The following is a 25,817-nucleotide window of genomic DNA, read 5'->3' as shown; positions in this document are numbered from 1 at the left end:
AGACTTACATGTTGCCGCCGCCGAGAACGGTGACCGAGCGGCGGTTCTGCGACCAGCAGGAAATGTCGTCGCAGACGGCGACCGGCTTTTCCTTGCCGTAGGAGATGGTGCGCATGCGGCCGGCCGGAACGCCCTGGCCGGAGAGGAACTCCTTGGCAGCCGCAGCGCGGCGGGCGCCAAGCGCCAGGTTGTATTCGCGCGTGCCGCGTTCGTCGGCATGGCCTTCGACCGTGATCTGGTAGTTCGGGTACTTGGCAAGCCACTGTGCCTGGCGCGACAGCGTTGCCTGCGCGTCGGCGCGGATGGACGAGCTATCCGTGTCGAAGAAGATCCGGTCGCCGACATTGACCGTGAAGTCCTGCTGCGAGCCCGGCGTTGCGGAACCGGCGCCGAGGCCGAGGCCGGCGGCATCGTTCGGCATGTTGTTCTTCTTGGAAGCGCAGCCTGCGAGGGCCAGCGACATGAACAGGGCGATCGCGACGGGATTGCGCGCGAGGGACTGAAGGCGGCCTGTGGCCGGGACGTGAATGCGGCTCATGAGCCGGTCTCCTTGGGTAAGCAAAGGTCGGGGGGTAACAAATATCAGGGTTGCCGAACTGTAACCGGAAGCGGTTAATCTTCATACACCGGAGATGGTTAAAACTCTCTCAACGCGCGACCATCGAGCGGTCGTAATCAGCACTTTGCGGCGAGAAAGCGGCATTTTACCACGATTCCCGCCGCAATCGCGAGGTCTGGCTACTCCAGGAGCGGCGACCAGGCCGGGTCGGACGCGAAGCCCTGGGTGGCAACGCGCTGCTCGTTATAGCCCGTGAGGTCGATGGAATAGAGCTGCGGACCGCCGGCACCGCTCTCCTGGCGGAAGAACATCAGCACACGGCCGTTGGGCGCCCAGGTCGGGCCTTCATTGTGGAAGCCCGATGTAAGGATGCGCTCGCCCGAACCGTCCGGCTTCATCACGCCGATCGAGAACTTGCCGCCCGACTGCTTGGTGAAGGCGATGAGGTCGCCGCGCGGCGACCAGACCGGTGTGGAATAGGAACCGTCGCCGAACGAGATGCGTGTCTGGCCGGAACCGTCGGCGCCCATGACGTAAAGCTGCTGGCGGCCGCCGCGGTCGCTTTCGAACACGATGCGCGCGCCGTCCGGCGCATAGGACGGCGAGGTGTCGATGGCCGGCGTCGAGGTCAGGCGCGTCGTGGTGCGCGAGCGCAGGTCCATCGTGTAGATATTGGCGTTGCCCTCCTGCTGAAGGCTCATGATGACGCGCTGGCCATCCGGCGAGAAGCGCGGCGCAAAGGTCATGCCGGGGAAGTTGCCCACCACCTCGCGCTGTCCGGTTTCCAGCTGCAGCAGGTAGACCCGCGGCTCCTGGCCCTCGAACGACATATAGGTGATTTCCTGGCGGCTCGGCGAGAAGCGCGGCGTCAGCACGATATCGTTGGAATTGGTGATGGCGCGCGCATTGGCGCCATCCTGATCCATGATGGCGAGCTGGCGCTTGCGGGCCGTCTTCGGGCCGCTTTCGGCGACATAGACGACGCGGGTATCGAAATAGCCCTCCTCGCCGGTGATTTCCTTGTAGATCGCGTCCGCGATGATGTGGGCGAGACGGCGCCAGTTTTCCGGCTGCGTGAAATACTGCTGGCCGGTGATCTGGTTCTGCGCCGTGGCATCCCACAGGCGGAACTGCGCCTTCAGGCGGCCATCGGCCTCCTGCGTGACGCGGCCGGTGACGAGCGCCTGCACGTTCAAGACGCGCCAGTCTTCAAAGCGCGGCGCCGCGTCCGGGTTGGTGATCTTCTCGATGAAGGCCTTGCGGTCGACCGGCGCGAACAGGCCCGACCGCTTGAGGTCGGCGGCCACGACGTCCGAGATCTTCTGCCCCATCTCCCCTTGCAGGAAGTCGGTGATGGCGATCGGCAGCGGCTCGACATTGCCCCGGTTGATGTTGATCTCGACGCGCGCATGCGCAGGCACGGTCGCAGCAGCGACCAGACCCGTCAGCGCGACGAAGAGCCGGAAAAAGGTGCGTCTAAGCATGGTTACGGAGCCTCTCAGCAGTCCATTCGGTATGGTGACGGCCATCCCACGAAGCGATGGCCGGAGTGATTTCGATGATAGAGCCGGCGGTCACAGCAGCATGTCCGACGGATCGAAGTGGATGACGACTTCCTGCCAGGAATCGTACTTCTCGGCAGGCAGCTTGAAGGGTGCGGAGCGGCGCACGGCGCGCGTGGCGCTGCCGATCATCGCGCGCTGCGAGGTCGGCGTGCCCCCCGTCGCTTCGACCTCGGGCTGGCCGACGATCTCGCCCTGCGGATCGAGCTGGATTGTGACCGTGATCACCATGCCCTGAAGATCCGCCATGCCGGGAATGATCGACCAGTTCTTCTGGATCATGCCCTTCAATGCGTCCATCTCGCTCAGGGACAGCGTATTGCCGGTCGTCGTCTTCTTGCCGCCCAGCGCCGCCTTGTCCTGCGAGCGCTTGGCGCCGCCGCCGGAGGATTCCGTCTTGTTGAGGAGGGCTGCCACCTCGTCGGCATTGAAGTCGCTTTCCTTCTGGGACGACGTCTTCTTCTGCTCCTTGGGCGCCGCATCCGTCTTGCGATCGGGCGTCTTGGCGGTCTGCGCGGCGGCGGTCTCCTCGACCTTCGGGCGCGCGGTCGGGGCCGGCACGTTCTGCGGCAAGGCCGCGGCATCCGGGGCCTCAGCCGGCGTCGGCTCGGCGGGCGTCGGGGTCGGTTCCGGCGTCGGCTCGGCCTTCGCTTCCGGCTCCGGCTTCGGATCGGGCTTGGGGTCCGGCTTCACCTCTTCCTTGGGCGCCGGCAGGGCGGCGACCTCGGTTGCGGGTTCGGCGGGCGGCTTTTCGGACGGCTTGACCTCTTCCTTCACCGGATCGGGCGATGGCGGTGCGTCCTCCGACTTCGGCGGTGCGGCGGAGGCCTGATTCTCGATCGGCTTGGAAACCGGCTTCGGCGGCGTCTTCATATCGACGTCGTTATCGCCGACATTCTCGGCCTCGGGCAGCGTCTGCGGCTTTTCGGAGGGCTTGGGCGCGGATTTCTCCGCCATGGGCGCCTTGAGGTCGCCCTGCTGGATCTGGCTCATCTCGCTGATGATTTCAACGGGAACGGATTCGACGGCCGCAACCTCGAGAGGCTTCGGACTGCCGAGCGAAACCAGCGCCCAGGTGAGCACCAGTCCGTGAAGCACAGCGGAGGTTGCGATGCTGCCCTTCATGTCAAAGGCTCACTTGTCCGTTTCCTGAAGGGTCACGAGACCCAGGTTCTTGAAGCCGGCAGACGAAATGCGCGCCATGACCTTCATGACCGTTCCGTAGTCGGCATTGGTGTCGCCGCGCACGTAGATGCGCTCTTCGTAGCCGGTCTTGGCGATGGCCTCGAGCTTCGGCACGACCTCCTCGATGGTGATCGGGCTTTCCTGCAGGAAGATCTCGCCGGCCGGATTGACCGAGATCGTGATCGGCTGCGTATCGGAATTCAGCGCCTTGGCCTGCGTTTCCGGCAGATCGATCGGCACGCCGACGGTCATCATCGGTGCGGCCACCATGAAGATGATGAGCAGCACCAGCATGACGTCCACGAAGGGCGTCACGTTGATTTCGCTCATCACGGCCTTGCCGCCGCGTCCGCGACCACGCCCGCCGCGTCTGCCGCCCGAGCCCTTGGATCCGCCCACTGCCATACCCATCGTCGAGGTCTCCGTCAGTGTTCTTTATTGCGCCGCCTGGCGCGGCTGCAGCTTTTCGTCGATCTGGCGCGACAGGATCGCGGAGAACTCGTCGGCAAAGCCTTCCATGCGGGAATTGATCTTGCCCGCATCCGCCGTGAACTTGTTGTAGGCGATAACCGCGGGAATAGCGGCAAGCAGGCCGATGGCGGTGGCGAGCAGCGCTTCAGCGATACCCGGCGCCACGACCGCGAGATTGGTGGATTTCGAACCGGCGATGGCCTGGAACGAGGTCATGATGCCGATGACCGTACCGAAGAGGCCGACGAACGGACCGGCCGAACCGATGGTGGCGAGCGAGCCGAGCCGGGCTTCCAGCGCTTCGGATTCGCGCGACAGCGTCACGTCCATGGCGCGGTCGATGCGCATCTGCAGGCCGATCGGCGACCGTGCGCCGCGTTCGAAGCTCTTCTTCCACTCGCGCATGGCCGACACGAAGATCGCGCCCATGCCGGAGGTCTGGCGGTCGGACAGGGTGCGGTAGAGCTCTTCCAGCGACTGGCCCGACCAGAACACCTGCTCGAAACTATCGAGTTGGCGACGGATACGGGCATAGCGAATGGTCTTGTCGACCACGATGGCCCAGGTCCAGACCGATGCGGCCATGAGCCCGAGCATGACCAGCTTCACGACGAAACCGGCCTCCATGAAAAGAGACCACAACGTCACGTCCGTGGTCACAGCGGCCAATCCAGCCTGTTCCATGCTATCAAATCCCCGAATCCGGACGCCCGGCAAGAGCCATCACATGCTCGACGCCAGGTCGCTCAAACGTCATTGTTATCAAGTTCGCCCCGGCAGCCCGCCGCCGATCGCACACGTGCAATCCAAGCTTCGGGCAAACCTTTCCCGCGTAATCTTGGTCAAAGGATGACGTGCACTGCACAAAATCCCGTGGCTCGATAAGACATCATTATGGTTAAGGGAGTGTTACCACGCGAGCGTCTGCCGCTTGCAACCCGCGTGAAAGCGCGGTCGCGTGTCCGGCAAGACCGTCAGATATCCGCACCCAGCGAGCGGAAGAGCGTGCGGTATTGGTCAGTGGCGCTGTCCCAGGAGAAATCGCGGGCGCGCAGGAGGCCGTCTGCCGCGAGCCGCGTCCGCAGAGCCTCGTCACGCATCAGCGCCACGATGCCGTCCGCGATCGCGGCGTCGGACGTGGCATCGACCAGCATGGCCGCGTTGCCGGCGATTTCGCCCGTGGCCGTTGCCGACGCCGTCAGCACCGGCGTGTTGCAGGCCATGGCCTCGACGATCGGCAGGCCGAAACCCTCGTAGAGCGAGGGAAACAGAAATGCCTGCGCACCCGCCATCAGCGGCCCCATATGCGCCTCGTCGACATAGCCGATCAACTTCGTGCGCGGCACGTCGGGAAGGGCCGCGACATCGCCGAAGACATGCGCGCGCCCGAGATTGCCGGAGACGACGAGCGCGATATCCGGATCAAGCGCACGCTGCGCGATGGCCCAGGCGCGCAACGTGGCTGCCAGATTCTTGCGCCGGTCGGCGGTCGCCTGCAGCAGCAGGTATCGTTCGGGCAGGTCGAGGGCTGCTCGGGTGGCCGCGATTTCGTGCGGCTGGTAGGGGCGGAAATGGCGGCTGACGCCGTTCGGGATGACGTCGATCCGGCTTTCATCGATCGGAAGCGTGGCCGCGATCCGCTGGCGCGAGAACTCCGACACCGTGACGACCCGCGCCACGCGCTTCACCAGCACCGGCAGCAGCGCCTTGTAGAAAGCCGTGAACGACCGGGAGAAGAATTCGGGCACATCCAGAAAGGCGACGTCGTGGAGGGTGACGACCTGGTTTCCCATGGCGACGGGCCCGGTGGCCGAGGGCGACCAGAGGAGATAGCCACGGGCGCGAACCGGCAGCACGAATTGCTCCCAGGCATGCGCCTTCATGCCGCCGAGCGGGCGATCCGGCACGATTTCCGTCATCGGCCCCAGCCGCGTGGCGATCTCGGCGGCAACCCGCTGCTGGCCACCCATGGCGAATTTCGTGACCCGGGCGTTGACGGCAATCTTCATGGACATCCCCTATCGCCCTTGCTGTAGCATCCGGGAATGAAACTTCGGTTAGCAGGCTGCACGCCCGCGAGGATGGGTTGCCTCAGCCCAGGAATTTCGCGGCCAGCGCTTCCGGCAGGCGTCGCGGACGCCCGGCGGCATTGATGACGGCGATGATGACCTTCGCGGCGATCAGCAGGCGATCGCTGCTGAGGATCTGCTGTTGCAGCACCATCTTCGCGCCGCCGGCTTTTTCCGTCACGGTGCGGATGTCGAGGATATCGTCCATGCGGGCCGGCAGGCGAAAGTCGATCTCCATGCGGTGGACAACGAAGACGAGGCCCTCGGCATCGGCCGTCAGCAGCGCCCGCTGCTCGACGCCGAGGCAGCGCAGGTAATCCGTGCGGCCGCGCTCGAGGAAATGCAGGTAGCGGGCGTGATAGACGAGGCCGGAGAAATCCGTGTCTTCGTAATAGACCCGCTGGTGGAGCAGATGCCCGTCGTCGCCGAGCCGACCCGCAATCGAGAAATCCACGTCCTGCCGCCTCTTTGCCGCCGTCATCATCCTTGCGAGCTCGTTGTGGCGCAAAGAACGCATCGCGACAAGCATTGAACAACTGTCATGATTTCTAATTACAGCGGTGAAGGCGCAAAATTCGTTCGGGACGCGGGTGCCGCCGACCGACATTCTCTCCAGGAGGCGACGTCATGAAGATTGCAGTGATGGGCGGAGACGGGTTCATCGGCTGGCCGACGGCCCTGCACCTTTCGGAAGTGGGCCATGACGTCCATATCCTCGACAATCTCTCCCGCCGATGGATCGACACCGAACTCGGCGTGCAATCGCTCACCCCGATGGACTCGATCCAGGAGCGCACGCGCATCTGGCATGCCGAGACCGGGCGCCGCATCCATTTCAACCTGATCGACCTCGGGCGCGACTACGAGCTTCTGAAGAATTGGCTGGGCGAGCATCGCCCGGACGCCGTCATCCACTTCGCCGAACAGCGCGCCGCGCCCTACTCGATGAAGAGCGACCGGCACAAGAACTACACCGTCAACAACAACGTGTCCGCGACGCACAACCTGCTGAACGCGCTGGTGGAGCTGAACCTCGACGCGCATCTGGTGCATCTGGGCACCATGGGCGTCTACGGCTATTCGACCGTCGGTGCCGCCATTCCCGAAGGCTACCTGCCGGTCGGCATCACCACCGAGAGCGGGGAAACGGTGAGCCAGGACATTCTTTATCCGGCGAACCCCGGCTCGATCTACCATATGACCAAGTGCCTGGATCAGCTGCTGTTCCAGTTCTACGCCAAGAACGACGCACTGCGCATCACCGACCTGCATCAGGGCATCGTCTGGGGCACCCACACCGCACAGACCCGCCGCCATGAGCAGCTGGTCAACCGCTTCGACTATGACGGCGACTACGGCACCGTGCTGAACCGCTTCCTCATCCAAGCCGCCATCGGCTATCCCCTGACCGTGCACGGCACCGGCGGGCAGACCCGCGCCTTCATCCACATTCAGGACTCCGTGCGCTGCATCGAGCTGGCGCTGAAGAACCCACCGGCGCGGGGATCGCGCGTCGAGATCTTCAACCAGATGACCGAGACGCACCGGGTGCGTGACCTCGCCCGGATGATCGGCGACATGACCGGCGCCGAAATCGCCTGGCTGCCGAACCCGCGCAAGGAAGCGCCGGAGAACGAACTGGTGGTGAAGAACGACAAGTTCCTCGACCTCGGCCTTTCCCCGACGAAGCTGAAGGACGGCTTGCTGTCGGAGATCGTCGATGTGGCGAAGAAATACAGCTATCGCGTCGATCGCAGCCGCGTTCCCGCCGTTTCCGCCTGGACGAAAGACATCGCCGCAAAGATCGTCCACGATCCGGAAGGGCGCCGGCTGAAATCCGTTTCATGAGCGGGGGCAGCAAACACGCCTTCGTCACGCTGGTGACCAATGCGAATTATGCGATGGGCGCGAAAGCGCTCTGCCGCTCGATCCGCCGCACCGGCACGGCGGCCGATATCGTGGTTCTCCATACGCCGGCCGTTGCGATAGACGCGCTCGCGCCGCTGGCCGAATTCGGCGTGCGGCTGGTCGAGACCGATCTGCTGCCGCTATCCGACGCCTTCAACGAACGGCATGCGCGGCGCAACGTGCATGCTGCAGCGCCCTTCACCAAAGGGCGCAAGCCCGCTTTCCATTCGCCGCTCGACAATTTCTGCAAGCTGCGGCTTTGGCAGTTGACGCAGTACGAGCGCTGCATTTTCATCGATGCGGATACGCTGGTACTGAAGAACATCGACAAGCTCTTTGCCTATCCGGAATTCTCGGCTGCACCGAACGTCTATGAAAGCCTTGCCGATTTCCACCGGCTGAACTCCGGCGTCTTCGTGGCGAAGCCGTCCGACGAGACGTTCCAGGCGATGCTGCAAAGGCTGGATGCGCCGGACGCCTTCTGGCCCCGCACCGACCAGAGTTTTCTGCAGGCCTTCTTTCCCGACTGGCACGGCCTGCCGGTGACGATGAACATGCTGCAATATGTCTGGTTTGCGCTGCCGGCTTTGTGGGACTGGTCCTCCATCGGCGTGCTGCACTACCAGTATGAAAAGCCGTGGGAGACGGATCACCCGAAGGCGGAGGCGCTGAAACCGCTGATCGACCTCTGGCATGCCTTCCACGACGGCTCCGATGTTCCCGATATCGCGAGCCTTGCCGGTCCTCCCTCCAATGAACGAGACGGCTGATGCGGGTACTGGTCTCGGGCGCGACAGGCATCGTCGGGCGGTTCGTGGTGGAGCATTTGCTGGCGCAGGGTCATGAAGTGGTGGCCGGCGTCAGAGATGTAACCACCGCCCTGCCCTTTTCGCAGCCTGTCGAGACCACGCTCCTCTCGCTGGACCCCACCGCGCCCCTCCCCGCCTTCGATGGATGCGACGCCTTCGTCCACGCTGCCTTTCAGCATGTGCCCGGCCGATATCGCGGTGGCGAGGGGGACGACCCTGATGGTTTTCGGCGCGCCAATGTCGGTGGCTCATTGCGGCTGTTCGAGGCCGCGAAGCAGGCCGACGCCCGGCGCTGCGTCTTCCTGTCGAGCCGCGCCGTCTACGGTCGCCAACCGGCGGGAGTCCTCCTGAGCGAGGATATGGAGCCTGCACCGGAGAGCCTTTACGGCATCGTCAAATGGGACGCGGAACAGGCGCTCGCGGCGCTTCATTCGGATAACTTCGTCACCGCAATCCTTCGCTCAACCGGCGTCTACGGCCTGCTCCCCGGCCTGCCGCACAAGTGGGAAATGCTGGCGCGCGATTACATCGCCGGCCGGCCGATGGAGGATCGGGTGGGGACCGAGGTGCATGGCGACGATCTCGCCGCCGCCGTTCTCCTGCTGCTGACCGCCGATGCAGCCCTCGTCGGTAACAGAGCCTTCAACGCCTCCGACCTCCTGACGAGCCACCACGACGTCCTCTCGGAACTCCAGCAGGCCACGGCCTGCATCCATCCCCTTCCCGAGCCGCTCAACAAAAGCCTCTTCAGCCGAATGGACACGGCCCGCCTGCGTTCGCTCGGCTGGCACCCTGGCAGGAACGCCCGCTTCCGCGCCGACATCGCAGCGCTTGCAGAACGCCTTATGTCCGACCGGTAAGAGCCCGACTGCCGACTGCCGAAGTCCTCCTCACGGCTTACGGCTTACTGCTTACGGCTCACCACTCACTCTTTCCCCATCTTCCCCTTCTGCTTCTCCGCCCAATCCCGCCCGGCATCGCCGCCCCAGAGCAGCCAGGCGATGTATCCGGCGGACGGATCGCTGTCGTCGCCGAAATTCTTGGCGCGCTTGTCGACCTTGTGTCGGGAGAAGTAGCTCGACATGCGCTTGATCGTATCGGCCGAGAGATTGACGCGGTTCTTCAGGTCGCGGGCGCGGGCGACGCCGATCTGGGTGCCGCCGCGCTTGAATGTCTCGCGAAGCTCGAGGCCTTTCTCGGCCGCTTTGGCGACGGCCTCCGGGGGAACATGATCGCCGGCCATCAGCTTGCGCTCAGTTCCGAATGGCTTTTGAGCACATGCGCGCCGTCTTCCTGGCTGATCAGGTAGGCCGGCTCGTCGGTCGAGGCCTTGCGCTTGATCTTATGGCCCTTGATCGTGCGCTCGACATCCTCGGTGAAGCTCTCGTCCACCTTGCCTTCCGCAGTACCCTGCCCCCATTTCCACGAAACGGTAGTGCCCTTGGTAAATTTCTTCATCGCTCGCTCCTCTGACGCGACTGTCGGTCGCTTCAAGAAATGCGCGCGCGGGAAACGGGTTCCGTCAGTTGCGGTCTAGATCGCCATCGTGCCAGACGACGTGCCGGCTGGTCTCCGGCAAGGTCTCGATCTCTTCGGCAATGAAGTAAGGCGGGATGTCGAGCGCCCGGAGTGCGGCGACGGTCGCCGGCACCCATTTGAACTCGAGATCGCTCTTGCCGTCCCGGTTGCGATGCACGATCTCGGTCGGGTGGAACGGAAAGACCGTGGGCACGGTCATGAGGTAGTAGAAACCGATCTCGTGAAAGTCGCGCGCCTCGTAGTGGAAGAAATTCTCGACTGTCCAGAGCAGCCGCCCGACGGTGACATCGACGCCCAGTTCCTCCTGCATCTCGCGGCGAAGCGTCGCCTCCGAGGTCTCGCCGATTTCGGCGCGACCGCCGGGAAAGGTCCAGAACGCCTCATGCACCGCCCGATGGACGAGCACGTGCCCGTCGCGAAAGCCGAGCCCGGCAATCCGGAAATTGAAACGCTTGCTGCCGGAATCGAGCCGGACCATCTTGCGTTTGCTCATCAGCCCAACTCCACGACGGTGATCTCCGGCGGCGAACCGAGCCGGACGGGAAGGATGGACGTGCCGAGCCCGCCGGAGACGACGAGATGCCGGCCGTCCTCGACGATATGCCCATAGGCATAGCGGCTGCCATAGCGCGAGGGCACGACGGGAGAAAAGCCGAACAGCCGGATCTGCCCGCCATGCGTATGGCCGGACAGCGTAACCGCGACACGCTTGGGAACAGTGGGGAAAATATCCGGCTCGTGCGCCATGAGGATAACGGGTGCGTCATCCGTCACGCTTGCCAGCGTGCCGGCAAGATCGTCGAGCCCGGTGGCCGGAAAGAGTTGATCCGCAAGACCAGCCAGCCAGAAAGCATGGCCGTCCTTTTCGAGGCGCACTGCCCGGTTGCTGTAGAGCGGCACGCCGAGACGATCGAGCACGGCCTGGACGATCCCCGGCCTGCCCGTCTCCATGGCTTGGGGATCGTCGAGCCAGTCATGATTGCCGAGAATGGCGTGAACGCCGAGCGGCGCACTCAAGGGGCGCAATGCCTCGCCCCAGTCCTCCGGTGGCACCTGCGAGCCCAGCCGCATGCCCGAGAGAAAGTCCCCGAGCAGCAGGATCATGTCGCCGCTAAGCCCGTTCGCCTGATGGGCGATCTCGGCGATCCGCGACGCAGGCATATAGGGGTCGCAGGCGTGGATATCGCTGACCAGCACAAGCCGCAGCTTCAGACCCTGCGGCCAGCCCGGCGGCGTCATCCGGTGCGTGACGACACGGGGACGGCCGCGCGGCTCGATGCCGATCGCATAGGCGCCGGTGGACAAGGCCGCCAGCACGAACGCACCGAAGGTCTTCAGGAGCCCGCGCCGGGAGAGCACTCAGTCGTCCTCCTGGAACAGGCGGAACTGCGAGGCTTCGAGATCCTTGGGCGGCACGAGGCCGAGATGCTTCCAGGCATTGACAGTGAGCACGCGGCCCCGCGGCGTGCGCTGGATGAAGCCCTGCTGGATCATATAGGGCTCGATGATATCCTCGATCGCATCGCGCGGCTCGGACAAGCCCGCCGCGATGGTCTCGATGCCGACGGGACCGCCGCCGAAATTGAGCGCGATCATGGTGAGGTAGCGCGTGTCGAGCTGGTCGAAGCCCATATTGTCGACGAGCAGACGCGTCAGCGCCTCATCGGCGATCTGCCGCGTCACCGCCTCGGCCCGGGCGACCTGCGCGAAATCCCGCACGCGGCGCAGAAGCCGCCCGGCGATACGCGGCGTTCCGCGCGCGCGGCGCGCGATCTCGCGCGCGCCATCGTCCGTAATGGCAAGCCCCATCAGCCGCGCACCGCGCCGCACGATCAGCTCCAACTCCTCCACCGTGTAGAAGCTGAGACGCACGGGAATGCCGAAACGGTCGCGCAGCGGCGTGGTGAGCAGGCCGAGCCGCGTGGTGGCGGCGACCAGCGTGAATTTCGACAGGTCGATCTTCACGGAGCGCGCCGCCGGGCCCTCGCCGATGATGAGGTCGAGCTGGAAATCCTCCATGGCGGGGTAGAGGATTTCCTCGACCGCCGGGTTCAGCCGGTGGATTTCGTCGATGAAGAGCACGTCGCGCTCCTCAAGGTTGGTCAGGAGTGCTGCGAGATCGCCGGCCTTGGCGATGACGGGGCCCGAGGTCGAGCGGAAATTGACGCCCAGTTCCTTGGCCATGATCTGCGCGAGCGTCGTCTTGCCGAGGCCGGGCGGGCCGACGAACAGCACGTGATCCAGCGCCTCGCCGCGATGCTTCGCCGCCTCGATGAACACCTTCAGATTGGCACGCGCCTCCGCCTGGCCGGTAAACTCGTCCAGCGACTGTGGCCGAAGCGCGGTATCGAGATCCTCCCCGCGTTTTTCGGGAGAGATCAGGCGGGTGTCGTCTGTCATGCGAGAAGTTCCATTCCGGGGATGAGGCTGGCAGCCTTCCGGTCAAACGTAACGATTTTCTCGCAGCCGGCTTGCCTTGCAAAACCTGCGATGAGGACGTCCGCAATATCGATTTTCGCAAATTCATCTGACGAAAAGACGCCTTTTATGACATCCGAATCCTCGAAAACGATCTCGCGACTGGCCATCAAGCCTTCAAACAGTGTTGCGATCTCATGGTTTTTGAAACCATAGCTCCTGCTCAGGACCCAACAGGCTTCGGCGAACACGAAGGTGGAAATATAGGCCGGATCGGCAGCCGATCTCGAACGGAAGAACGCGACTGCGCTTTGGTTCTGCCTAGGGTCATCCGTCATCAGAAAGCGGAGAAGCACGTTTGTATCGATTCCAATCACGCGTGATCCTCCGGTCGTCATCGGCCACCGCCTGGGCAATGGCATCGTCCATCTCTTCGATCGTCAGGCTCACTCCATTGGGAGCGCGACCGAGAATACCGGCAAACTCCATGATGCTTCTGGTCTTCGCCCGGATTTTGACCTCACCATCCTCGATGATGAAATCCATCTGATCGCCTGGATTGAGGTCCAGATATTTCCGGACCTCGATCGGTATTGTCGTCTGTCCTTTGGATGTCAGTTTCGCAGCATAGCCCATAAGACGCTCCATTCCTTACCTTCGCACTCTAGTAAGGAATCCCCTCGCAGACAAGGAATCACTGCGACAGCTCCCGCAGACCCAGCCGGATCAGCTTGGCGCTGTCGGCACCCTCGCCACCGTTGCGGAGCGCTGCGGAAATGGCGTTGGCAGCCTGGTCGCGGGAGTAGCCGAGATTGGTGAGGGCGGAGACCGCATCCGCAACGGGCGCCGGCACGGCGCCTTCGCCGAGTTCCTGCTTGAAGCCGATGCCGGCCGCGGCATCGCCGGCAAAGGCAGGTGCCTTGTTCTTCAGCTCGGTGACGATGCGCACCGCCACCTTCGGGCCGACGCCGGGTGCGCGCGAGATGGACGTCTTGTCCTGCAGCGCGATGGCGTTCGCAAGTTCGCCGGGGGTGAGAACCGAGAGGACGGCGAGCGCAACCTTGGCGCCGACGCCCTGCACGCTCTGGAGCAGGCGAAACCATTCGCGCTCCAGCGCGGAGAGGAAGCCGAACAGGCGCAGCTGGTCTTCCCGGACATAGGTCTCGATGAACAGCACAGCCGCCTCGCCGGCCGAGCCGAGCTTGCCGAGCGTGCGCGCCGAACAATAGGCGACATAACCGACGCCATGGACGTCGATCACAACATGGTCGTCGCCGATCTCGTCGATCGTGCCCTTCAACTTGCCAATCATCCGCTGAGGTCCCCGAGAAAAAGAAGAAAGCTTACAGGCCATCCGTCATGACGGACGCGCCGCAGGCTGTCGAGAGCAACAGCGCCCTAGATGAAACCCCGTCACGCCGTGGCGGCCGCGATGCGATGGGCGAGACTGCCGGCAAAGCTCTGGCGGTTGTGCGCATGGCAGATGGCGATGGCCAGCGCATCCGCGGCGTCGTTGCCCTTGAAGGTCGCCTTGGGCATCAGAACCTTGATCATCATGTGGATCTGCTGCTTCTCGCCATGCCCGACGCCGATCACCGATTTCTTGACGGCGTTCGGCGCATATTCCGCCACCTTCAGCCCGGCGCGGGCCGGCACCAGCATGGCGATGCCACGGGCCTGACCGAGCTTCAGCGTCGCCACCGCATCCTTGTTGACGAAGGTCTGCTCGACGGCGGCTTCGTCCGGCTTGTGGAGATGGATGATATCGGCCAGCCCGTCATGCAACTGGCAGAGCCGCGAGGCGAGATCCGCATCGCCATCCGACAGGATGGTGCCGGAACCCACGAAGCGCAGCGTGTTGCCCAGCGTGTCGATCACGCCCCATCCCATGCGCCGGAGCCCGGGATCGATGCCGATAATGCGAATCGTGGATTGCATGAAAATATCCTAGCCTTTGCACCCGGACGCTGCCAGCAAAATGTGAACAAAACAAAAACATCCACTATAAGCGCGTTCGAGGCCGCCCTTGGATTTGGGGTGCGGGCCTCTTACATGACCATCACGTTCATCAATTGAAGGCCGTTCGCCATGGTCCCCTTTTCCATTCTCGACCTGTCGCCGATCACCAAAGGCAGCACCGTTTCACACGCGCTCGACAACTCGCGGCGACTGGCGCAGGAGGCCGAGCGCGCGGGTTACGAGCGGTTCTGGCTGGCAGAACATCACGGCATGAGCGGCATTGCCAGTGCCGCGACCGCGCTCGTGATTTCGCATGTGGCGGCGGGCACGAAAACGATCCGCGTCGGCTCCGGCGGCATCATGCTGCCCAACCATTCGCCGCTCGTCATTGCCGAACAGTTCGGCACGCTCGCGGCGCTCTATCCGGGCCGCATCGACCTCGGTCTCGGCCGGGCGCCGGGCACGGACATGCGCACGGCGGCGGCGCTCAGGCGCCACATGGAGGGAAGCGCCAATGCCTTCCCGAACGATGTCGTAGAGCTGCAGGGCCTGCTCGGCACACCGCGCGAGGGCGAGGTGATCGCCACGCCGGGTGCCGGCACCAACGTGCCGATCTGGCTTCTCGGATCCAGCCATTACAGCGCACAGCTTGCCGGCATGCTCGGCCTGCCCTTCGCCTTCGCCTCGCATTTCGCGCCCGACATGCTGTTTTCGGCGCTGGAGATCTATCGCGAACGCTTCGAGCCATCGGCTATTCTCGACAAGCCCTATGCCATGGTCGGCATCATGGGCGTGGCCGCGGATACCGACGAGGAGGCGCACCATCTCTTCACCTCGATGCAGCAGTCCTTCGTGGCGCTGCGCCGCAATGCTCGCGGCCAGTTTCCACCACCGGTCGACAGCATGGATGGTCTCTGGAACGCGTCGGAGAAGGGCTTCGTCGATCATGCGATGACCTATGCCATCGTCGGCGGGCCGGAGACGGTGCGCCGGAAGACGCAGGCGTTCCTCTCGGATACGCGCGCGGACGAACTGATCATCTCCATGCCGGTCTTCGACATGGAGGCCCGGCTGACGTCGGTCCGTCGTTTTGCTGAAGCGCGGCAGGAGCTTGCCGCCGCCGCATGATGGCGGCTCAGCCGCGCAGGCTGGCGGCAGCGCGGCGAAGATCGCCGGTTGCTTCCGTCTGCTCCCCGGCATCCAAGGTCTCCGCCACGACGACACGACCGCGGCCGAGCGATTTCGCCTGATAGAGCGCATCGTCTGCCGACCGGAAGGCGGCATCGCGGCTCGTTTCCGGGCTGGTGACGTGGCAGAGCCCGAACGAGGCAGCGATTTCGATGCGATGGCCCGGCGGATAGGCGCCCGGCAGGTACATCGGCGCCGACAAAGCCTCCCCGAGCCGCCAGCACGCCGCTTCTGCATCCGAAATCGTGATCGACGGCATCAAGATGGCAAACTCGTCGCCGCCGAGGCGGAAAAGGCGATCCGTATCGCGCGTGTTGGCACGCAGCCGCGTTGCGACGGCACGCAGCAGATCGTCGCCGATCGCGTGACCGAAGGTATCGTTGACGCCCTTGAAACCATCGAGATCGAGGCAGGCAACGACGAACGGCCCCGACGAAATTGATTGAAAATACGCAGCGTCCAGCAGGGCCCGGTTTGCAAGACCCGTGAGAACATCATGCGTCGCGGCATGCGTCATCATGCGTTCGCGACCGACCAGCATCTGGGCGGTCGTCTGCGAGATGCGCACCAGCAGGAAGCCGCCGACGAGGAGCACGACGAAGACCGTGAGAACGAGCGGCGTCGCCTGATAGAGCATGTCGCGCGCGGGGGTCGGCGGCCGCCACGAGAGCACCTGTATCTCGCCATCGGGCCCGATGGCGATTTCCGAGCGCGCGCGCTCCGGTGCGACCTCGCTCAAGGGGCTGACGCGCGCATCATCGAGCAGAAACCGCGTTCCGAAGAAGTCCTGCAGGCTGCTGCCGATAGGCATGGCGGTGATCAGCACCGGAGCACGAGCGCCGCTCACCTGCGCCGTACCGAAATCCGGCTGGAAGAGGCTTGCCGACAGAAGCACGGCATCCTGCCCGATGACCTCGATCCGGCTGATGGCGATGGGCTTCGGGATGCCCGGCCCCTTCGGCCCGGCTTCGCGCTTGCGCACGTCGGCCACGAGCGGCTCGGCGTCGGCGACGATCCGCTCCGCGCCACGGGCGAAGAAAGGCCGCGATTTTACCGTCTCATCCGTGCGTGCGTAAAGAAGGGAGTCGTCGGGCTTCAGAACCGCGGCAAAGCGCGTTCGCGACGTTCCGATCAGCGAGGCGCCGACGTTTCGATCCGTCCACTCGAAATCGAACGTGTTGTCGAGCTTGGCGATCGCCTCGTCCCAGATGGTCCAGGAGGTCAGCGCGAACTCGATGTCGGCGATCCAGAGCGCGAGATTGCGCTCGACCAGCGTCTCCTGCTGAACCCGCGCCTCGCCGTCGATCCGCGCCGCGCCGTAATAGGGAACGGTCGCCATGGCGGCAATGAAAAGGGCGACGACGCCGATGGCGGGCCCGATCAGTCTGAGGTGAACGAAACGCATCGCCCGGCCCGCTTTCCATCCAGCATTCAGGTTGGACCTGCGCGGAAACCGCGCATCGGAAGCGACATGGGCCTCCGCCAGTCCGTCGGCCGACGCGGGAAACGCCTCGATGACAACGAGGCGTCGGCAGCAGCAGACGGGCTGCATGCTGACCGACAGACATTACGATTAAGTTAGCACGGGCGTACTCTCACACAAAAAACAACCACTGCGAGAGGTGATTGCAACCTGTGGATCAGGCGGAAAGCTTCGCCATGACCTCGTCCGACACTTCGAAATTGGCGTAGACGTTCTGCACGTCGTCGTCGTCTTCCAGCGTGTCGATGAGCTTCATCAGCGATTCCGCCCGTTCTTCGTCGACGGGAACGCTGTTCTGCGCCTTCCAGATCGCCTTCACGGTCTCGGCTTCGCCGAGCGTCGCTTCCAGCGCCTTGGAGACCTCGCCGATATCCTCAAAGCCGCAGATGATCGTGTGGCCGTCCTCGTCGCTGGTCACGTCCTCGGCACCGGCTTCGATAGCGGCTTCCATTACGGCGTCCACTGTCCCGACATCGGGCTTGTAGGTGATTTCACCGACGCGATCGAAGGAGAAGGAGACCGAGCCGGTTTCACCCAACGCGCCGCCGGCCTTGGTGAAGGTCGAGCGGACGTTGGAGGCGGTGCGGTTGCGGTTGTCGGTCAGTGCCTCCACAATGACGGCGACGCCGCCCGGACCGTAGCCTTCGTAACGGATTTCGTCATAGTTCTCGCTGTCGGCACCCGATGCCTTCTTGACGGCGCGCTCGATGTTGTCGCGCGGCATGGACTGGGCCTTGGCATTCTGGATGGCAAGGCGCAGGCGGGCATTCATCGAGGGATCGGGAAGGCCGGCCTTGGCCGCGACGGTGATTTCGCGCGCGAGCTTGGAAAACATCTTGGAGCGCACGGCATCCTGGCGGCCCTTGCGATGCATGATGTTCTTGAACTGTGAATGGCCGGCCATGGCGCCCTCTTGGATAAACTCTGCCGATGATGGGATCGGGCCGCCTTATAATTTCATCCGGCCGGTTCGTCCAGCCTGTTGTCCGGCTCATCGCGGGTGCAAAGCCTCAAAGGCCCTGGAGAACCATGATCAGCGGCTTTTTGGGCAGGGTGCGCAGAGAGACGGTGACGGTGGCGCTGTCGGCCACTGTGCGGTCGAAGCCGGGACCGAAGAGGCCGAGGAAGCTTTCGACCGGCGGACCGCGCCGGTGCATGGGCAGGATCAGCGCGGAGCGCAGCCGGGTGACCACGCGCACCATGCTCTCCGCCCCCATGGTCAGCCCGCCATCCACAGGCACCATCACCACGTCGAGCCGGCCGATCTCGGCGTAATCCGTCTCGTCGAGCTCGTGATGCAAATGGCCGAGATGGCCGATACAGAGCCCGGCGACCTCGAAGATGAAGATCGAATTGCCGTCCGGCTCCATCGCGCCGCCATAGCCGGCGCGGATATCGGTCGGCACATTGCGGATATAGGCGTCACCGAAGACGAGATCGTGATCGGCGGCATTGCCGTCGTCGCTCCAGCCGTGCAGCACATGGGCGATCTCAGGTCCCGGCGTCAGCGTGTAGTGCGTCGAATGCGCCTTGTTCATCGTCGCCACCATCGGCGGCCGCGGCGGCCGGTGAAAGCCGGAATAGTCGGTCGCGATCGTCACCCCACCCGGCGTTTCCAGGAGGAAGGTGGAGTGGCCGAGAAAGGTGATGGCGACCGTCTGGTCGCGGGCTGCGGCCTGCTGCAGAGAGGATGCGAAGGGATCGGCGCTCGCCAACTGGACGAAACCGGCATCCGGCAGCGCCTGTGCGATGGCCTGGCACTGGCTGACCGCCGGCTGCTGCGCGAAGGCGGGCACCTGCAGGAAGACGATGCCGGCTGAGGCAAGGACGGCGCAGGTGAGAACGGCAGATCGCAGCATGGCACATCCTGACCCCGGTTCGGCCCTTGTTCGGCGGTGGAGTCAGGATATGCGCAGGCGCATTGCGGTAAAGAGGCGACGCGTCACGATTGCGTCATTGCAAGGAGGCTGGTTTCAGGGCTTGGCCGAGCGTAGCACCGTGTTGATCCGCTCTTCCCAACCCTCGCCGGTCGCCCGGAACTTGGCAAGCACGTCGCCATCGAGATCGAGGGAAACGCGTTCCTTCGACGCTTCCCGTTCCGCTTCCACTTCCGCTCGCCGGATGCTCTCTGCGAGATCGGGAAAGACCTCGGCGAAAGGGCGGCCGGTTGCGATCTGCTCGTCCGTCAGTTCCGGGTGATCGGGATCCGCGAGGATTTCCGCTTGGATATCGGCCTCCTCCTCGTCCGACAGGTTTTTGTAGGCTGGTTTAGACGATGCCATAAGCGCGTCTCTCCTTCTTGCTTGCCCGCCGCATGGAAAGGACCGACAATCCCTCACGACCCAACGGAACGAAGATCACGGAGATGAGATTGGGACCGATCGGTCCGATCGCAACCTTCCGACCCTGTTTCGCCTCGAAGATCCTGGCGGCAACGAAGAAGGAATGCTCGATCAGATCGAAGTCATATCCGTGCTTCTGGATATTACTCCGGCGTTTGATCTCGTCGAACACGATCCGCATGGATATCGTAACACACTCCGCTAGCGCGCCAAGTGGTCTTGGTCGGCAACAGAAAATGCGCTCTGCCGACTGATGTCAATATGCGAAACATCTCATATTCCACATCGAGACGAACCCTCCCGTCACGCCCAGAAGGACGGCACCGTTTCCGCAAGACGCGGGCCGATGCGCAAGGGGGCGATGGCTTCGGCGAGGCCCGTGCGGTCGGAGATCTCGACGCCGACGCCGCAGATCGTGGCGGGGCCGGACGCGGCTTCGAAGCGGCCCTTCGGCATCTTGGAGATGAAGCGGTTGAGCGGCTCTTCCTTTTCCATGCCGAGCGAGGAGTCGTAGTCGCCGCACATGCCGGCATCCGAGAGATAGGCGGTGCCGCCATTGAGGATCTGGTGGTCGGCGGTCGGCACATGCGTGTGGGTGCCGACGACGAAGCTGGCGCGGCCATCGACGAAATGGCCGAAGCACTGCTTCTCGCTGGTCGCCTCGGCATGGAAATCGAACACGATCGCGTCCGCCTGCTCCGTCAAGGGGCAGGCCGCAAGGATGGCCTCGGCCGACTTGAAGGGATCGTCGAGTTCGGGATGCATGAACACCCGGCCCATGATGTTGGCGACGAGCACGCGCGCGCCGTTACGGGCGAAATAGAGGCCGGAGCCGCGACCGGGCGTGCCGGCGGGATAGTTGGCAGGCCGCAGGAACTGGTCATGCCGCTGGCAGAACGTCACGGCCTCCTTCTGGTCCCAGACATGGTTGCCGGTGGTGACGACATCCGCCCCGGCATTGATCGTTTCGAGAAAGATATCCTCGGTGATGCCGAAGCCGCCGGCCGCGTTCTCGCCATTGACGATGACGAAGTCGAGTTTGAGGTCGGAGACGAGGCCCGGAAGCTTCTCCCAGACCGCCGTCCGGCCCGTCTTGCCCACCATGTCGCCGAGGAACAGAAGTCTCATATCAGATCGATCTCGCCTATGGAGCACCGCGCGTCGTTCATGACGCGCCAAGGTCGCTCCAACACGTTACACTTGCTGCCGCTGCGTCTCGATCAGGCCCTCCTCCGTCAGGATGGCGTCAAGCGGGATGTCGTGCGGCTCGAAAGGCACTGATGCCACTTCCTGGCAGGCGAAAGCAATCCCGATCAGTCGCGGGCGCTTGCCCAGCGTGTCGAGACGCGCGATGGCGCGATCATAATGGCCGGCGCCATAGCCGATCCGGTGGCCTTGGCGATCGAAGGCGGAAAGCGGTACCAGCATGAGATCCGGATCGACCACCGCCGCCGTCTCGTCGGGTCCCGTGGTGCCGAACCCGGTCTTCACGACGGACGCGCCTGCAAGATATTCGCGGAAGACGATGGTTTCACGGTCGAGAACGACGGGAAGGCAAAGGCGGGCACCGATGGCACGCAGTCCCTCCATGAGAGGCCGGATGTCAGGCTCGGAACGGATCGGCCAGAAGCCGGAGGCCATCGCGCCGGCAGGATTGAAAGCCTGACGAAAGGACGGCGCGCCGATGTGACGAAGCATCGCAGCGGCACCGTCGGCCCGCGCCTCCGATGATAAGGCATCCCGCAGCGCCAGCCGTTCGGCGCGCAGGCGGGCCTTCTGCTCTCTGGGTGGTAACGTCATGATCTCCCCTCACATCCGCCATCCGGTTTGAACGGTCTACCGGGCGAGATCAAGATGTCGCTTGCCGCGAGGACGTCGCCGCCGCACTGCCGGCTACCTGGACTGAAGAAAGAAGGTAAGGTGCGATCCACACGACCGATGGATTTTTACGATCCTGGGTGCCTACAAACGTAGGTGGGCGCCATATGCCCAGGCCCACGAGCCTGGACAGGGACAGCTCCCGTTGGATCGAGTATGGCCCCAGGGATTGTGGTTCCTGTCGTGAAGCGCAGACCGCAAGAGGGAATATAGAGTGCTTCGGCGCGGCATGCCAGAGCCGATTGCGAAATCGGGCCAGAGCCGATTGCGAAATCCGGACGTGACGTCCGAAAACGGCTGCTTACCGCGGATGGGCCGGTGGCTGCGCAGGCTGGGCGGGCGGCGCGGGGCGGTTGACGATGCGGGCGGCCAGGCCCTGGATCTGGGTGGTGACTTCGCCAAGCGCGGATGCCAGCGCCTCCTCGGCCTCGGCTTCTCTGGCCACGGCAGCGTCGCGGGCACGCTTCAGCCCGTCCACTTCGGCCTCCAGCGCCTTCAGCCGGCGATCCACCTCGGAAAGTTCATCCGTCACCATGATGGCCGCCATCACCGTCAGGCGGAGATCGCCGATCTCGCCGAACTGGCCCTTGAGATGGCTGACATACTGGTCGAAACGCAGAGCGAGATCGGTGAGATGCCCCTCCTGCCCCTCTTCGCAGGCCATGCGATAGGCCTTGCCGTCGATCGTCACGGTGACTTGCGCCATTGGCTAACTCCCGGCCCGAGGCCCGTTGACGAATGATATCGGGGGGATCACCGGTCGAGAACCGCGCGGATGGTTTCCATGGCGGTCACGAGACGGCGCGAAACCTCGCGGTTGACCTCTTCCAGGCGATTGGCGCGGAACTGCGACTGGTCGAGTTCCTGCGCGAGCCGCGCCCTGTCGGTGTTAACGCGGCGAACCTCGCCCTCGATCTCCACCCGGTCGCGTTCGCGGTCCAGCCGACCGTCGATCACGCTCTCCAGACCGGCGACGGCCCCCTTCAGCTCGTCGATTGCCGCCCTGACTGTCTTCCCTGCCGCCATCGTGTCTGCTTCCAATCCATGGCCGGGGCACCGAATCGGCAAGGCGCGCCCTTGTCAAAGCCAATCGCACTATTAGACTCAATCCATCGGACGACACAACGCCAGCCTGTCAGCTTCAGGCTGGAAGCTGTGGATCAAGCACGATTTTTCGTGCTTCGACAGGGCCTCGACGCCTGCCGTCTTTGTTGACTCCACCGGGCGAGGTGCTATGTCTCACCCGCTTCCGATGCGGTCTTTGGAGGATAGAGACCGTTCCCTGATCATCAAGCTTAAGCGGAACAGTCATGATCTCGAATGAACAACACGACCGGATGGCGAATGCGATCCGTTTTCTGGCCATGGATGCGGTGGAGAAGGCCAATTCCGGCCACCCCGGCCTGCCCATGGGAGCGGCCGATATCGCGACCGTCCTTTTCACCAAATACCTGAAGTTCGACCCCAAGAACCCCAACTGGCCCGACCGCGACCGTTTCGTCCTGTCGGCTGGCCATGGCTCGATGCTGCTCTATGCCCTGCTCTATCTCACGGGCTATCCGGACATGACCATCGAGGACATCAAGCAGTTCCGTCAGCTCGGCTCCAAGACCGCCGGCCACCCGGAATTCGGCCATGCCACGGGCATTGAGACGACGACCGGACCGCTCGGCCAGGGCATTGCCAATGCCGTGGGCATGGCGATCGCCGAACGCAAGCTCGAACAGGAGTTCGGCTCGGACCTGCAGGACCACTACACCTACGCGCTCTGCGGCGACGGCTGCCTCATGGAAGGCATCAGCCATGAAGCGATCGCGCTTGCCGGCCACCTGAAGCTGAACAAGCTCGTGCTCTTCTGGGACAACAACTCGATCACCATCGACGGCGCCGTCTCGCTGTCGGACTCGACCGACCAGATCGCCCGCTTCAAGGCCGTGCACTGGAACACGATCGAAGTCGACGGCCACGACCAGAAGGCGATCTCCGACGCGATCGAAGCCGCGCATAAATCCGACCGCCCGACCTTCATCGCCTGCAAGACCGTCATCGGCTTCGGCGCACCGAACAAAGCCGGCACCCACAAGGTTCACGGCTCGCCGCTCGGTGCGGAAGAAATCGCCGCAACGCGCAAGGCCCTGAACTGGGAAGCCGAAGCCTTCTACACGCCCGCCGACGTTCTCGACGCCTGGCACAATGCCGGCGAGCGTTCGGTCCAGGCTCGCAAGGCCTGGGAAGCACGCCTGTCGTCCACCGAGGAGACGAAGAAGGCCGAGTTCACCCGCCGTTTTGCGGGCCAGCTGCCGGCCGGCTTCGACAAGGCGATCGACGACTACAAGAAGAAGCTCGCCGAAAAGCCTCCGACGATCGCGACCCGCAAGGCCTCCGAGGATGCGCTGGAAGTCATCAACGGCTTCCTGCCGGAAACGCTGGGCGGCTCTGCCGACCTGACGCCGTCCAACAACACCAAGACCAGCCAGATGACGTCGATCACGCCGACGGACTTCGGCGGCCGCTACATGCATTGGGGCATCCGCGAACACGGCATGGCTGCGGCCATGAACGGCGTCGCGCTCCATGGCGGCCTGATCCCCTACTCCGGCGGCTTCATGATCTTCTCGGACTATTGCCGTCCGTCGATCCGCCTCGCCGCACTGATGGGCATCCGCGTCATCCACGTGCTGACGCATGACTCAATCGGCGTGGGCGAAGACGGCCCGACGCATGAGCCGGTCGAGCACATGGCAGCGCTGCGGGCGATCCCGAACCTCGTGATGTATCGCCCCGCCGATGCGGTCGAGACGGCGGAATGCTGGCAGCTGGCACTGGAAGACCACAAGCGGCCAGCAGGCCTGGCGCTCACGCGTCAGAACCTCGCTCCGGCCCGGACGACCTACACGAAGGAAAACCTGTCCGCCAAGGGCGCCTACGAGCTGGTGTCCGACGCCGACGCCAAGGTTGCGATCTTTGCATCCGGCTCGGAAGTCGAGCTTGCGCTTCAGGCCGCGACAGCCCTGAAAGAAAAGGGGACCGCCGTTCGCGTCGTGTCCGTACCGTCCTTCGAACTGTTCGAAGACCAGCCGGCCGACTACCGCAAGGCGATCATCGGCACCGAACCGGTCAAGATCGCGGTGGAAGCCGCCATCCGTCAGGGATGGGATCTGTTTATCGGCTCGGACGGCGACTTTGTCGGCATGCACTCCTTCGGCGCCTCCGGCCCGGCCAAGGAACTCTACAAGCACTTCGGCATCACCGCTGACGCGATCGTCGCGGCGGCCGAAAAGAAGCTGGCCTAAGTTCGGCGGGGCGCGTCCGACGCGCCCCGTTTTTCATCTCTGCCGGCGCACGGACCGCGCCTTTATCAATCGTGCCTTCTTAAAGGGAGAGACCCCCACATGACAGTGAAAGTCGCCATCAACGGCTTCGGCCGCATCGGCCGCAACGTGCTCCGCGCCATCGTCGAGTCCGGCCGCACCGACATCGAAGTCGTCGCCATCAACGACCTCGGCCCGGTCGAAACCAATGCGCACCTGCTGCGCTACGACAGCATTCACGGCAAGTTCCCCGCGACGGTCGAAGTCCAGGGTGACACGATCATCATCAACGGCGGCAAGCCGATCAAGGTGACGGCCGTGCGCAACCCGGCCGAACTGCCGCACAAGGATCTCGGCGTCGATATCGCGCTCGAGTGCACCGGCATCTTCACCGCCCGCGACAAGGCCGCAGCCCACCTACAGGCCGGCGCAAAGAGCGTCATCATCTCGGCCCCTGCCGATGGGGCCGACCTGACCGTCGTCTACGGCGTCAACCACGACCAGCTGACCAAGGAACACACGGTCATCTCCAACGCGTCGTGCACCACGAACTGCCTGGTTCCCGTGGTCAAGGTTCTGAACGACGTGATCGGTATCGACCACGGCTTCATGACGACGATCCACTCCTACACGGGCGACCAGCCGACGCTCGACACCATGCACAAGGACCTGTACCGCGCCCGCGCCGCAGCCCTGTCCATGATCCCGACCTCCACCGGTGCCGCCAAGGCCGTCGGCCTCGTGCTTCCGGAACTGAAGGGCAAGCTGGACGGCACCTCGATCCGCGTTCCCACGCCGAACGTCTCGGTCGTCGATTTCAAGTTCGTCGCCAAGCGCGACACGAGCGTCGCCGAAATCAACGATGCCATCAAGGCTGCCGCTGACGGCAAGCTGAAGGGCATTCTCGGCTATACGGAAGAGCCGCTGGTCTCCCGCGACTTCAACCATGACAGCCATTCCTCGATCTTCGCCATCGACCAGACCAAGGTTCTCGAAGGCAATTTCGTGCGCATCCTGTCCTGGTACGACAATGAATGGGGCTTCTCCAACCGCATGTGCGACACGGCCGTCGCCATGGGCAAGCTGCTCTGAGACCATGACGAGCCCCGGGGCGCCACAGGCGTTCCGGGGCTTTT

The 25,817-nt window shown here is 63.9% G+C and carries 31 protein-coding genes and 1 other RNA gene; 6 read left to right on the top strand and 26 right to left on the bottom strand.

Annotated features, from left to right (window positions below):
* Window positions 1–4: 4 nt before the first annotated feature.
* The 7 genes from pal to ybgC form a co-directional block, all read right to left on the bottom strand.
* On the bottom strand, window positions 5–538 hold the full coding sequence (pal, locus tag G8E10_RS20295; RefSeq protein ID WP_110800757.1) for a peptidoglycan-associated lipoprotein Pal: 534 nt from the start codon (window positions 536–538) through the stop codon (window positions 5–7).
* A 200-nt stretch (window positions 539–738) separates the two neighbouring features.
* Window positions 739–2,043 (bottom strand): Tol-Pal system beta propeller repeat protein TolB, encoded by a 1,305-nt coding sequence (tolB, locus tag G8E10_RS20290; protein ID WP_165910725.1) that lies wholly within the window; start codon window positions 2,041–2,043, stop codon window positions 739–741.
* Window positions 2,044–2,133: 90 nt separating this feature from the next.
* Window positions 2,134–3,246, bottom strand: a complete 1,113-nt coding sequence (locus tag G8E10_RS20285; protein WP_132665068.1) for a cell envelope integrity TolA family protein — start codon at window positions 3,244–3,246, stop codon at window positions 2,134–2,136.
* A 9-nt stretch (window positions 3,247–3,255) separates the two neighbouring features.
* The gene (gene tolR / locus G8E10_RS20280) at window positions 3,256–3,717 is read right to left on the bottom strand and encodes a protein TolR (protein WP_092930245.1); all 462 of its coding nucleotides are present in this window, start codon (window positions 3,715–3,717) and stop codon (window positions 3,256–3,258) included.
* A 24-nt stretch (window positions 3,718–3,741) separates the two neighbouring features.
* Entirely contained in the window at window positions 3,742–4,461 is a 720-nt protein-coding gene (gene tolQ / locus G8E10_RS20275; protein WP_110730015.1) for a protein TolQ, read from the bottom strand.
* A gap of 290 nt (window positions 4,462–4,751) precedes the next feature.
* Window positions 4,752–5,786, bottom strand: a complete 1,035-nt coding sequence (locus tag G8E10_RS20270; RefSeq protein WP_167130476.1) for a glycosyltransferase family 4 protein — start codon at window positions 5,784–5,786, stop codon at window positions 4,752–4,754.
* Window positions 5,787–5,868: 82 nt separating this feature from the next.
* Complete coding sequence (gene ybgC, locus G8E10_RS20265; RefSeq protein ID WP_422038677.1) at window positions 5,869–6,300, bottom strand: tol-pal system-associated acyl-CoA thioesterase; 432 nt, start codon at window positions 6,298–6,300, stop codon at window positions 5,869–5,871.
* A 173-nt stretch (window positions 6,301–6,473) separates the two neighbouring features.
* Here ybgC and G8E10_RS20260 point away from each other — a divergent pair, with 173 nt between their 5' ends.
* From G8E10_RS20260 to G8E10_RS20250, 3 genes are read left to right on the top strand one after another with little or no spacing between them, the layout of a single operon-like run.
* Window positions 6,474–7,694, top strand: a complete 1,221-nt coding sequence (locus tag G8E10_RS20260) for an NAD-dependent epimerase/dehydratase family protein (RefSeq protein WP_167130475.1) — start codon at window positions 6,474–6,476, stop codon at window positions 7,692–7,694.
* Window positions 7,691–8,524, top strand: coding sequence for a glycosyltransferase (locus G8E10_RS20255; protein WP_167130474.1), 834 nt, complete (start codon window positions 7,691–7,693; stop codon window positions 8,522–8,524). The genes G8E10_RS20260 and G8E10_RS20255 overlap by 4 nt, the downstream gene beginning before the upstream one ends.
* Window positions 8,524–9,423: an NAD-dependent epimerase/dehydratase family protein gene (locus G8E10_RS20250; RefSeq protein ID WP_167130473.1), complete on the top strand. Its 900-nt coding sequence runs from the start codon at window positions 8,524–8,526 to the stop codon at window positions 9,421–9,423. Before G8E10_RS20255 ends, G8E10_RS20250 begins: the two co-directional genes overlap by 1 nt.
* Window positions 9,424–9,488: 65 nt before the next feature.
* Here the strand turns inward: G8E10_RS20250 and G8E10_RS20245 are convergent, their stop codons facing one another.
* From G8E10_RS20245 to ruvC, 9 genes are all read right to left on the bottom strand, one after another.
* Entirely contained in the window at window positions 9,489–9,806 is a 318-nt protein-coding gene (locus G8E10_RS20245; RefSeq protein WP_110807771.1) for a hypothetical protein, read from the bottom strand.
* Window positions 9,806–10,021, bottom strand: coding sequence for a hypervirulence associated TUDOR domain-containing protein (locus G8E10_RS20240; RefSeq protein WP_110730010.1), 216 nt, complete (start codon window positions 10,019–10,021; stop codon window positions 9,806–9,808). Before G8E10_RS20240 ends, G8E10_RS20245 begins: the two co-directional genes overlap by 1 nt.
* 64 nt (window positions 10,022–10,085) lie before the next feature.
* Window positions 10,086–10,595, bottom strand: a complete 510-nt coding sequence (locus G8E10_RS20235; protein ID WP_167130472.1) for an NUDIX hydrolase — start codon at window positions 10,593–10,595, stop codon at window positions 10,086–10,088.
* Complete coding sequence (locus G8E10_RS20230) at window positions 10,595–11,461, bottom strand: metallophosphoesterase (RefSeq protein ID WP_167130471.1); 867 nt, start codon at window positions 11,459–11,461, stop codon at window positions 10,595–10,597. The genes G8E10_RS20235 and G8E10_RS20230 overlap by 1 nt, the downstream gene beginning before the upstream one ends.
* A complete protein-coding gene (ruvB, locus tag G8E10_RS20225) occupies window positions 11,462–12,502 on the bottom strand; it encodes a Holliday junction branch migration DNA helicase RuvB (RefSeq protein WP_110800766.1) in 1,041 nt (346 codons plus the stop codon).
* Window positions 12,499–12,897: a type II toxin-antitoxin system VapC family toxin gene (locus tag G8E10_RS20220; protein ID WP_167130470.1), complete on the bottom strand. Its 399-nt coding sequence runs from the start codon at window positions 12,895–12,897 to the stop codon at window positions 12,499–12,501. The genes ruvB and G8E10_RS20220 overlap by 4 nt, the downstream gene beginning before the upstream one ends.
* Window positions 12,848–13,156, bottom strand: a complete 309-nt coding sequence (locus G8E10_RS20215) for an AbrB/MazE/SpoVT family DNA-binding domain-containing protein (protein ID WP_110800768.1) — start codon at window positions 13,154–13,156, stop codon at window positions 12,848–12,850. Before G8E10_RS20215 ends, G8E10_RS20220 begins: the two co-directional genes overlap by 50 nt.
* A gap of 58 nt (window positions 13,157–13,214) precedes the next feature.
* Window positions 13,215–13,832, bottom strand: a complete 618-nt coding sequence (gene ruvA / locus G8E10_RS20210; RefSeq protein WP_110730004.1) for a Holliday junction branch migration protein RuvA — start codon at window positions 13,830–13,832, stop codon at window positions 13,215–13,217.
* 101 nt (window positions 13,833–13,933) lie between these two features.
* On the bottom strand, window positions 13,934–14,458 hold the full coding sequence (gene ruvC / locus G8E10_RS20205) for a crossover junction endodeoxyribonuclease RuvC (RefSeq protein ID WP_110730003.1): 525 nt from the start codon (window positions 14,456–14,458) through the stop codon (window positions 13,934–13,936).
* Between the two features lie 150 nt (window positions 14,459–14,608).
* On the opposite strand from ruvC, the gene G8E10_RS20200 reads away from it, so the two are divergent.
* On the top strand, window positions 14,609–15,607 hold the full coding sequence (locus G8E10_RS20200; protein ID WP_167130469.1) for an LLM class flavin-dependent oxidoreductase: 999 nt from the start codon (window positions 14,609–14,611) through the stop codon (window positions 15,605–15,607).
* A 7-nt stretch (window positions 15,608–15,614) separates the two neighbouring features.
* On the opposite strand, the gene G8E10_RS20195 is transcribed toward G8E10_RS20200, so the two are convergent.
* The 10 genes from G8E10_RS20195 to G8E10_RS20150 all read right to left on the bottom strand — a co-directional run bounded on the left by G8E10_RS20195 (window position 15,615) and on the right by G8E10_RS20150 (window position 22,396).
* A complete protein-coding gene (locus tag G8E10_RS20195; protein WP_167130468.1) occupies window positions 15,615–17,072 on the bottom strand; it encodes a sensor domain-containing diguanylate cyclase in 1,458 nt (485 codons plus the stop codon).
* A 235-nt stretch (window positions 17,073–17,307) separates the two neighbouring features.
* The gene (locus tag G8E10_RS20190; protein WP_110730000.1) at window positions 17,308–18,054 is read right to left on the bottom strand and encodes a YebC/PmpR family DNA-binding transcriptional regulator; all 747 of its coding nucleotides are present in this window, start codon (window positions 18,052–18,054) and stop codon (window positions 17,308–17,310) included.
* A gap of 106 nt (window positions 18,055–18,160) precedes the next feature.
* A complete protein-coding gene (locus tag G8E10_RS20185) occupies window positions 18,161–19,009 on the bottom strand; it encodes an MBL fold metallo-hydrolase (RefSeq protein ID WP_167130467.1) in 849 nt (282 codons plus the stop codon).
* 114 nt (window positions 19,010–19,123) lie between these two features.
* Window positions 19,124–19,432 carry a BrnA antitoxin family protein gene (locus G8E10_RS20180; protein WP_167130466.1) on the bottom strand — a complete coding sequence of 103 codons (309 nt, stop codon included), beginning with the start codon at window positions 19,430–19,432 and terminating at the stop codon, window positions 19,124–19,126.
* Window positions 19,419–19,673 carry a BrnT family toxin gene (locus G8E10_RS20175; protein WP_167130465.1) on the bottom strand — a complete coding sequence of 85 codons (255 nt, stop codon included), beginning with the start codon at window positions 19,671–19,673 and terminating at the stop codon, window positions 19,419–19,421. The genes G8E10_RS20180 and G8E10_RS20175 overlap by 14 nt, the downstream gene beginning before the upstream one ends.
* A 122-nt stretch (window positions 19,674–19,795) precedes the next feature.
* Complete coding sequence (locus G8E10_RS20170; protein ID WP_132448504.1) at window positions 19,796–20,620, bottom strand: TIGR00282 family metallophosphoesterase; 825 nt, start codon at window positions 20,618–20,620, stop codon at window positions 19,796–19,798.
* A 66-nt stretch (window positions 20,621–20,686) separates the two neighbouring features.
* Window positions 20,687–21,292: a 5-formyltetrahydrofolate cyclo-ligase gene (locus G8E10_RS20165; protein ID WP_167130464.1), complete on the bottom strand. Its 606-nt coding sequence runs from the start codon at window positions 21,290–21,292 to the stop codon at window positions 20,687–20,689.
* A gap of 120 nt (window positions 21,293–21,412) precedes the next feature.
* Window positions 21,413–21,570: non-coding RNA, 6S RNA (gene ssrS, locus G8E10_RS20160), on the bottom strand.
* Window positions 21,571–21,671: 101 nt separating this feature from the next.
* Window positions 21,672–22,076 carry a cell division protein ZapA gene (locus G8E10_RS20155; protein WP_132448506.1) on the bottom strand — a complete coding sequence of 135 codons (405 nt, stop codon included), beginning with the start codon at window positions 22,074–22,076 and terminating at the stop codon, window positions 21,672–21,674.
* A 47-nt stretch (window positions 22,077–22,123) separates the two neighbouring features.
* Window positions 22,124–22,396 carry a DUF4164 domain-containing protein gene (locus tag G8E10_RS20150; RefSeq protein ID WP_092935696.1) on the bottom strand — a complete coding sequence of 91 codons (273 nt, stop codon included), beginning with the start codon at window positions 22,394–22,396 and terminating at the stop codon, window positions 22,124–22,126.
* Window positions 22,397–22,680: 284 nt separating this feature from the next.
* Here G8E10_RS20150 and tkt point away from each other — a divergent pair, with 284 nt between their 5' ends.
* Both tkt and gap read left to right on the top strand, forming a co-directional pair.
* Window positions 22,681–24,663, top strand: a complete 1,983-nt coding sequence (gene tkt / locus G8E10_RS20145; protein WP_167130463.1) for a transketolase — start codon at window positions 22,681–22,683, stop codon at window positions 24,661–24,663.
* Between the two features lie 99 nt (window positions 24,664–24,762).
* Window positions 24,763–25,773, top strand: a complete 1,011-nt coding sequence (gene gap, locus G8E10_RS20140) for a type I glyceraldehyde-3-phosphate dehydrogenase (protein ID WP_167130462.1) — start codon at window positions 24,763–24,765, stop codon at window positions 25,771–25,773.
* The last annotated feature ends 44 nt before the right edge of the window (window positions 25,774–25,817 follow it).

The organism is Ferranicluibacter rubi (genome assembly GCF_011603255.1).
GTDB classification, from domain to species: Bacteria; Pseudomonadota; Alphaproteobacteria; order Rhizobiales; family Rhizobiaceae; genus Ferranicluibacter; species Ferranicluibacter rubi.
Note: the sequence above shows the minus strand (reverse complement) of the source record. Positions and strands in the feature narration are given on the sequence as shown.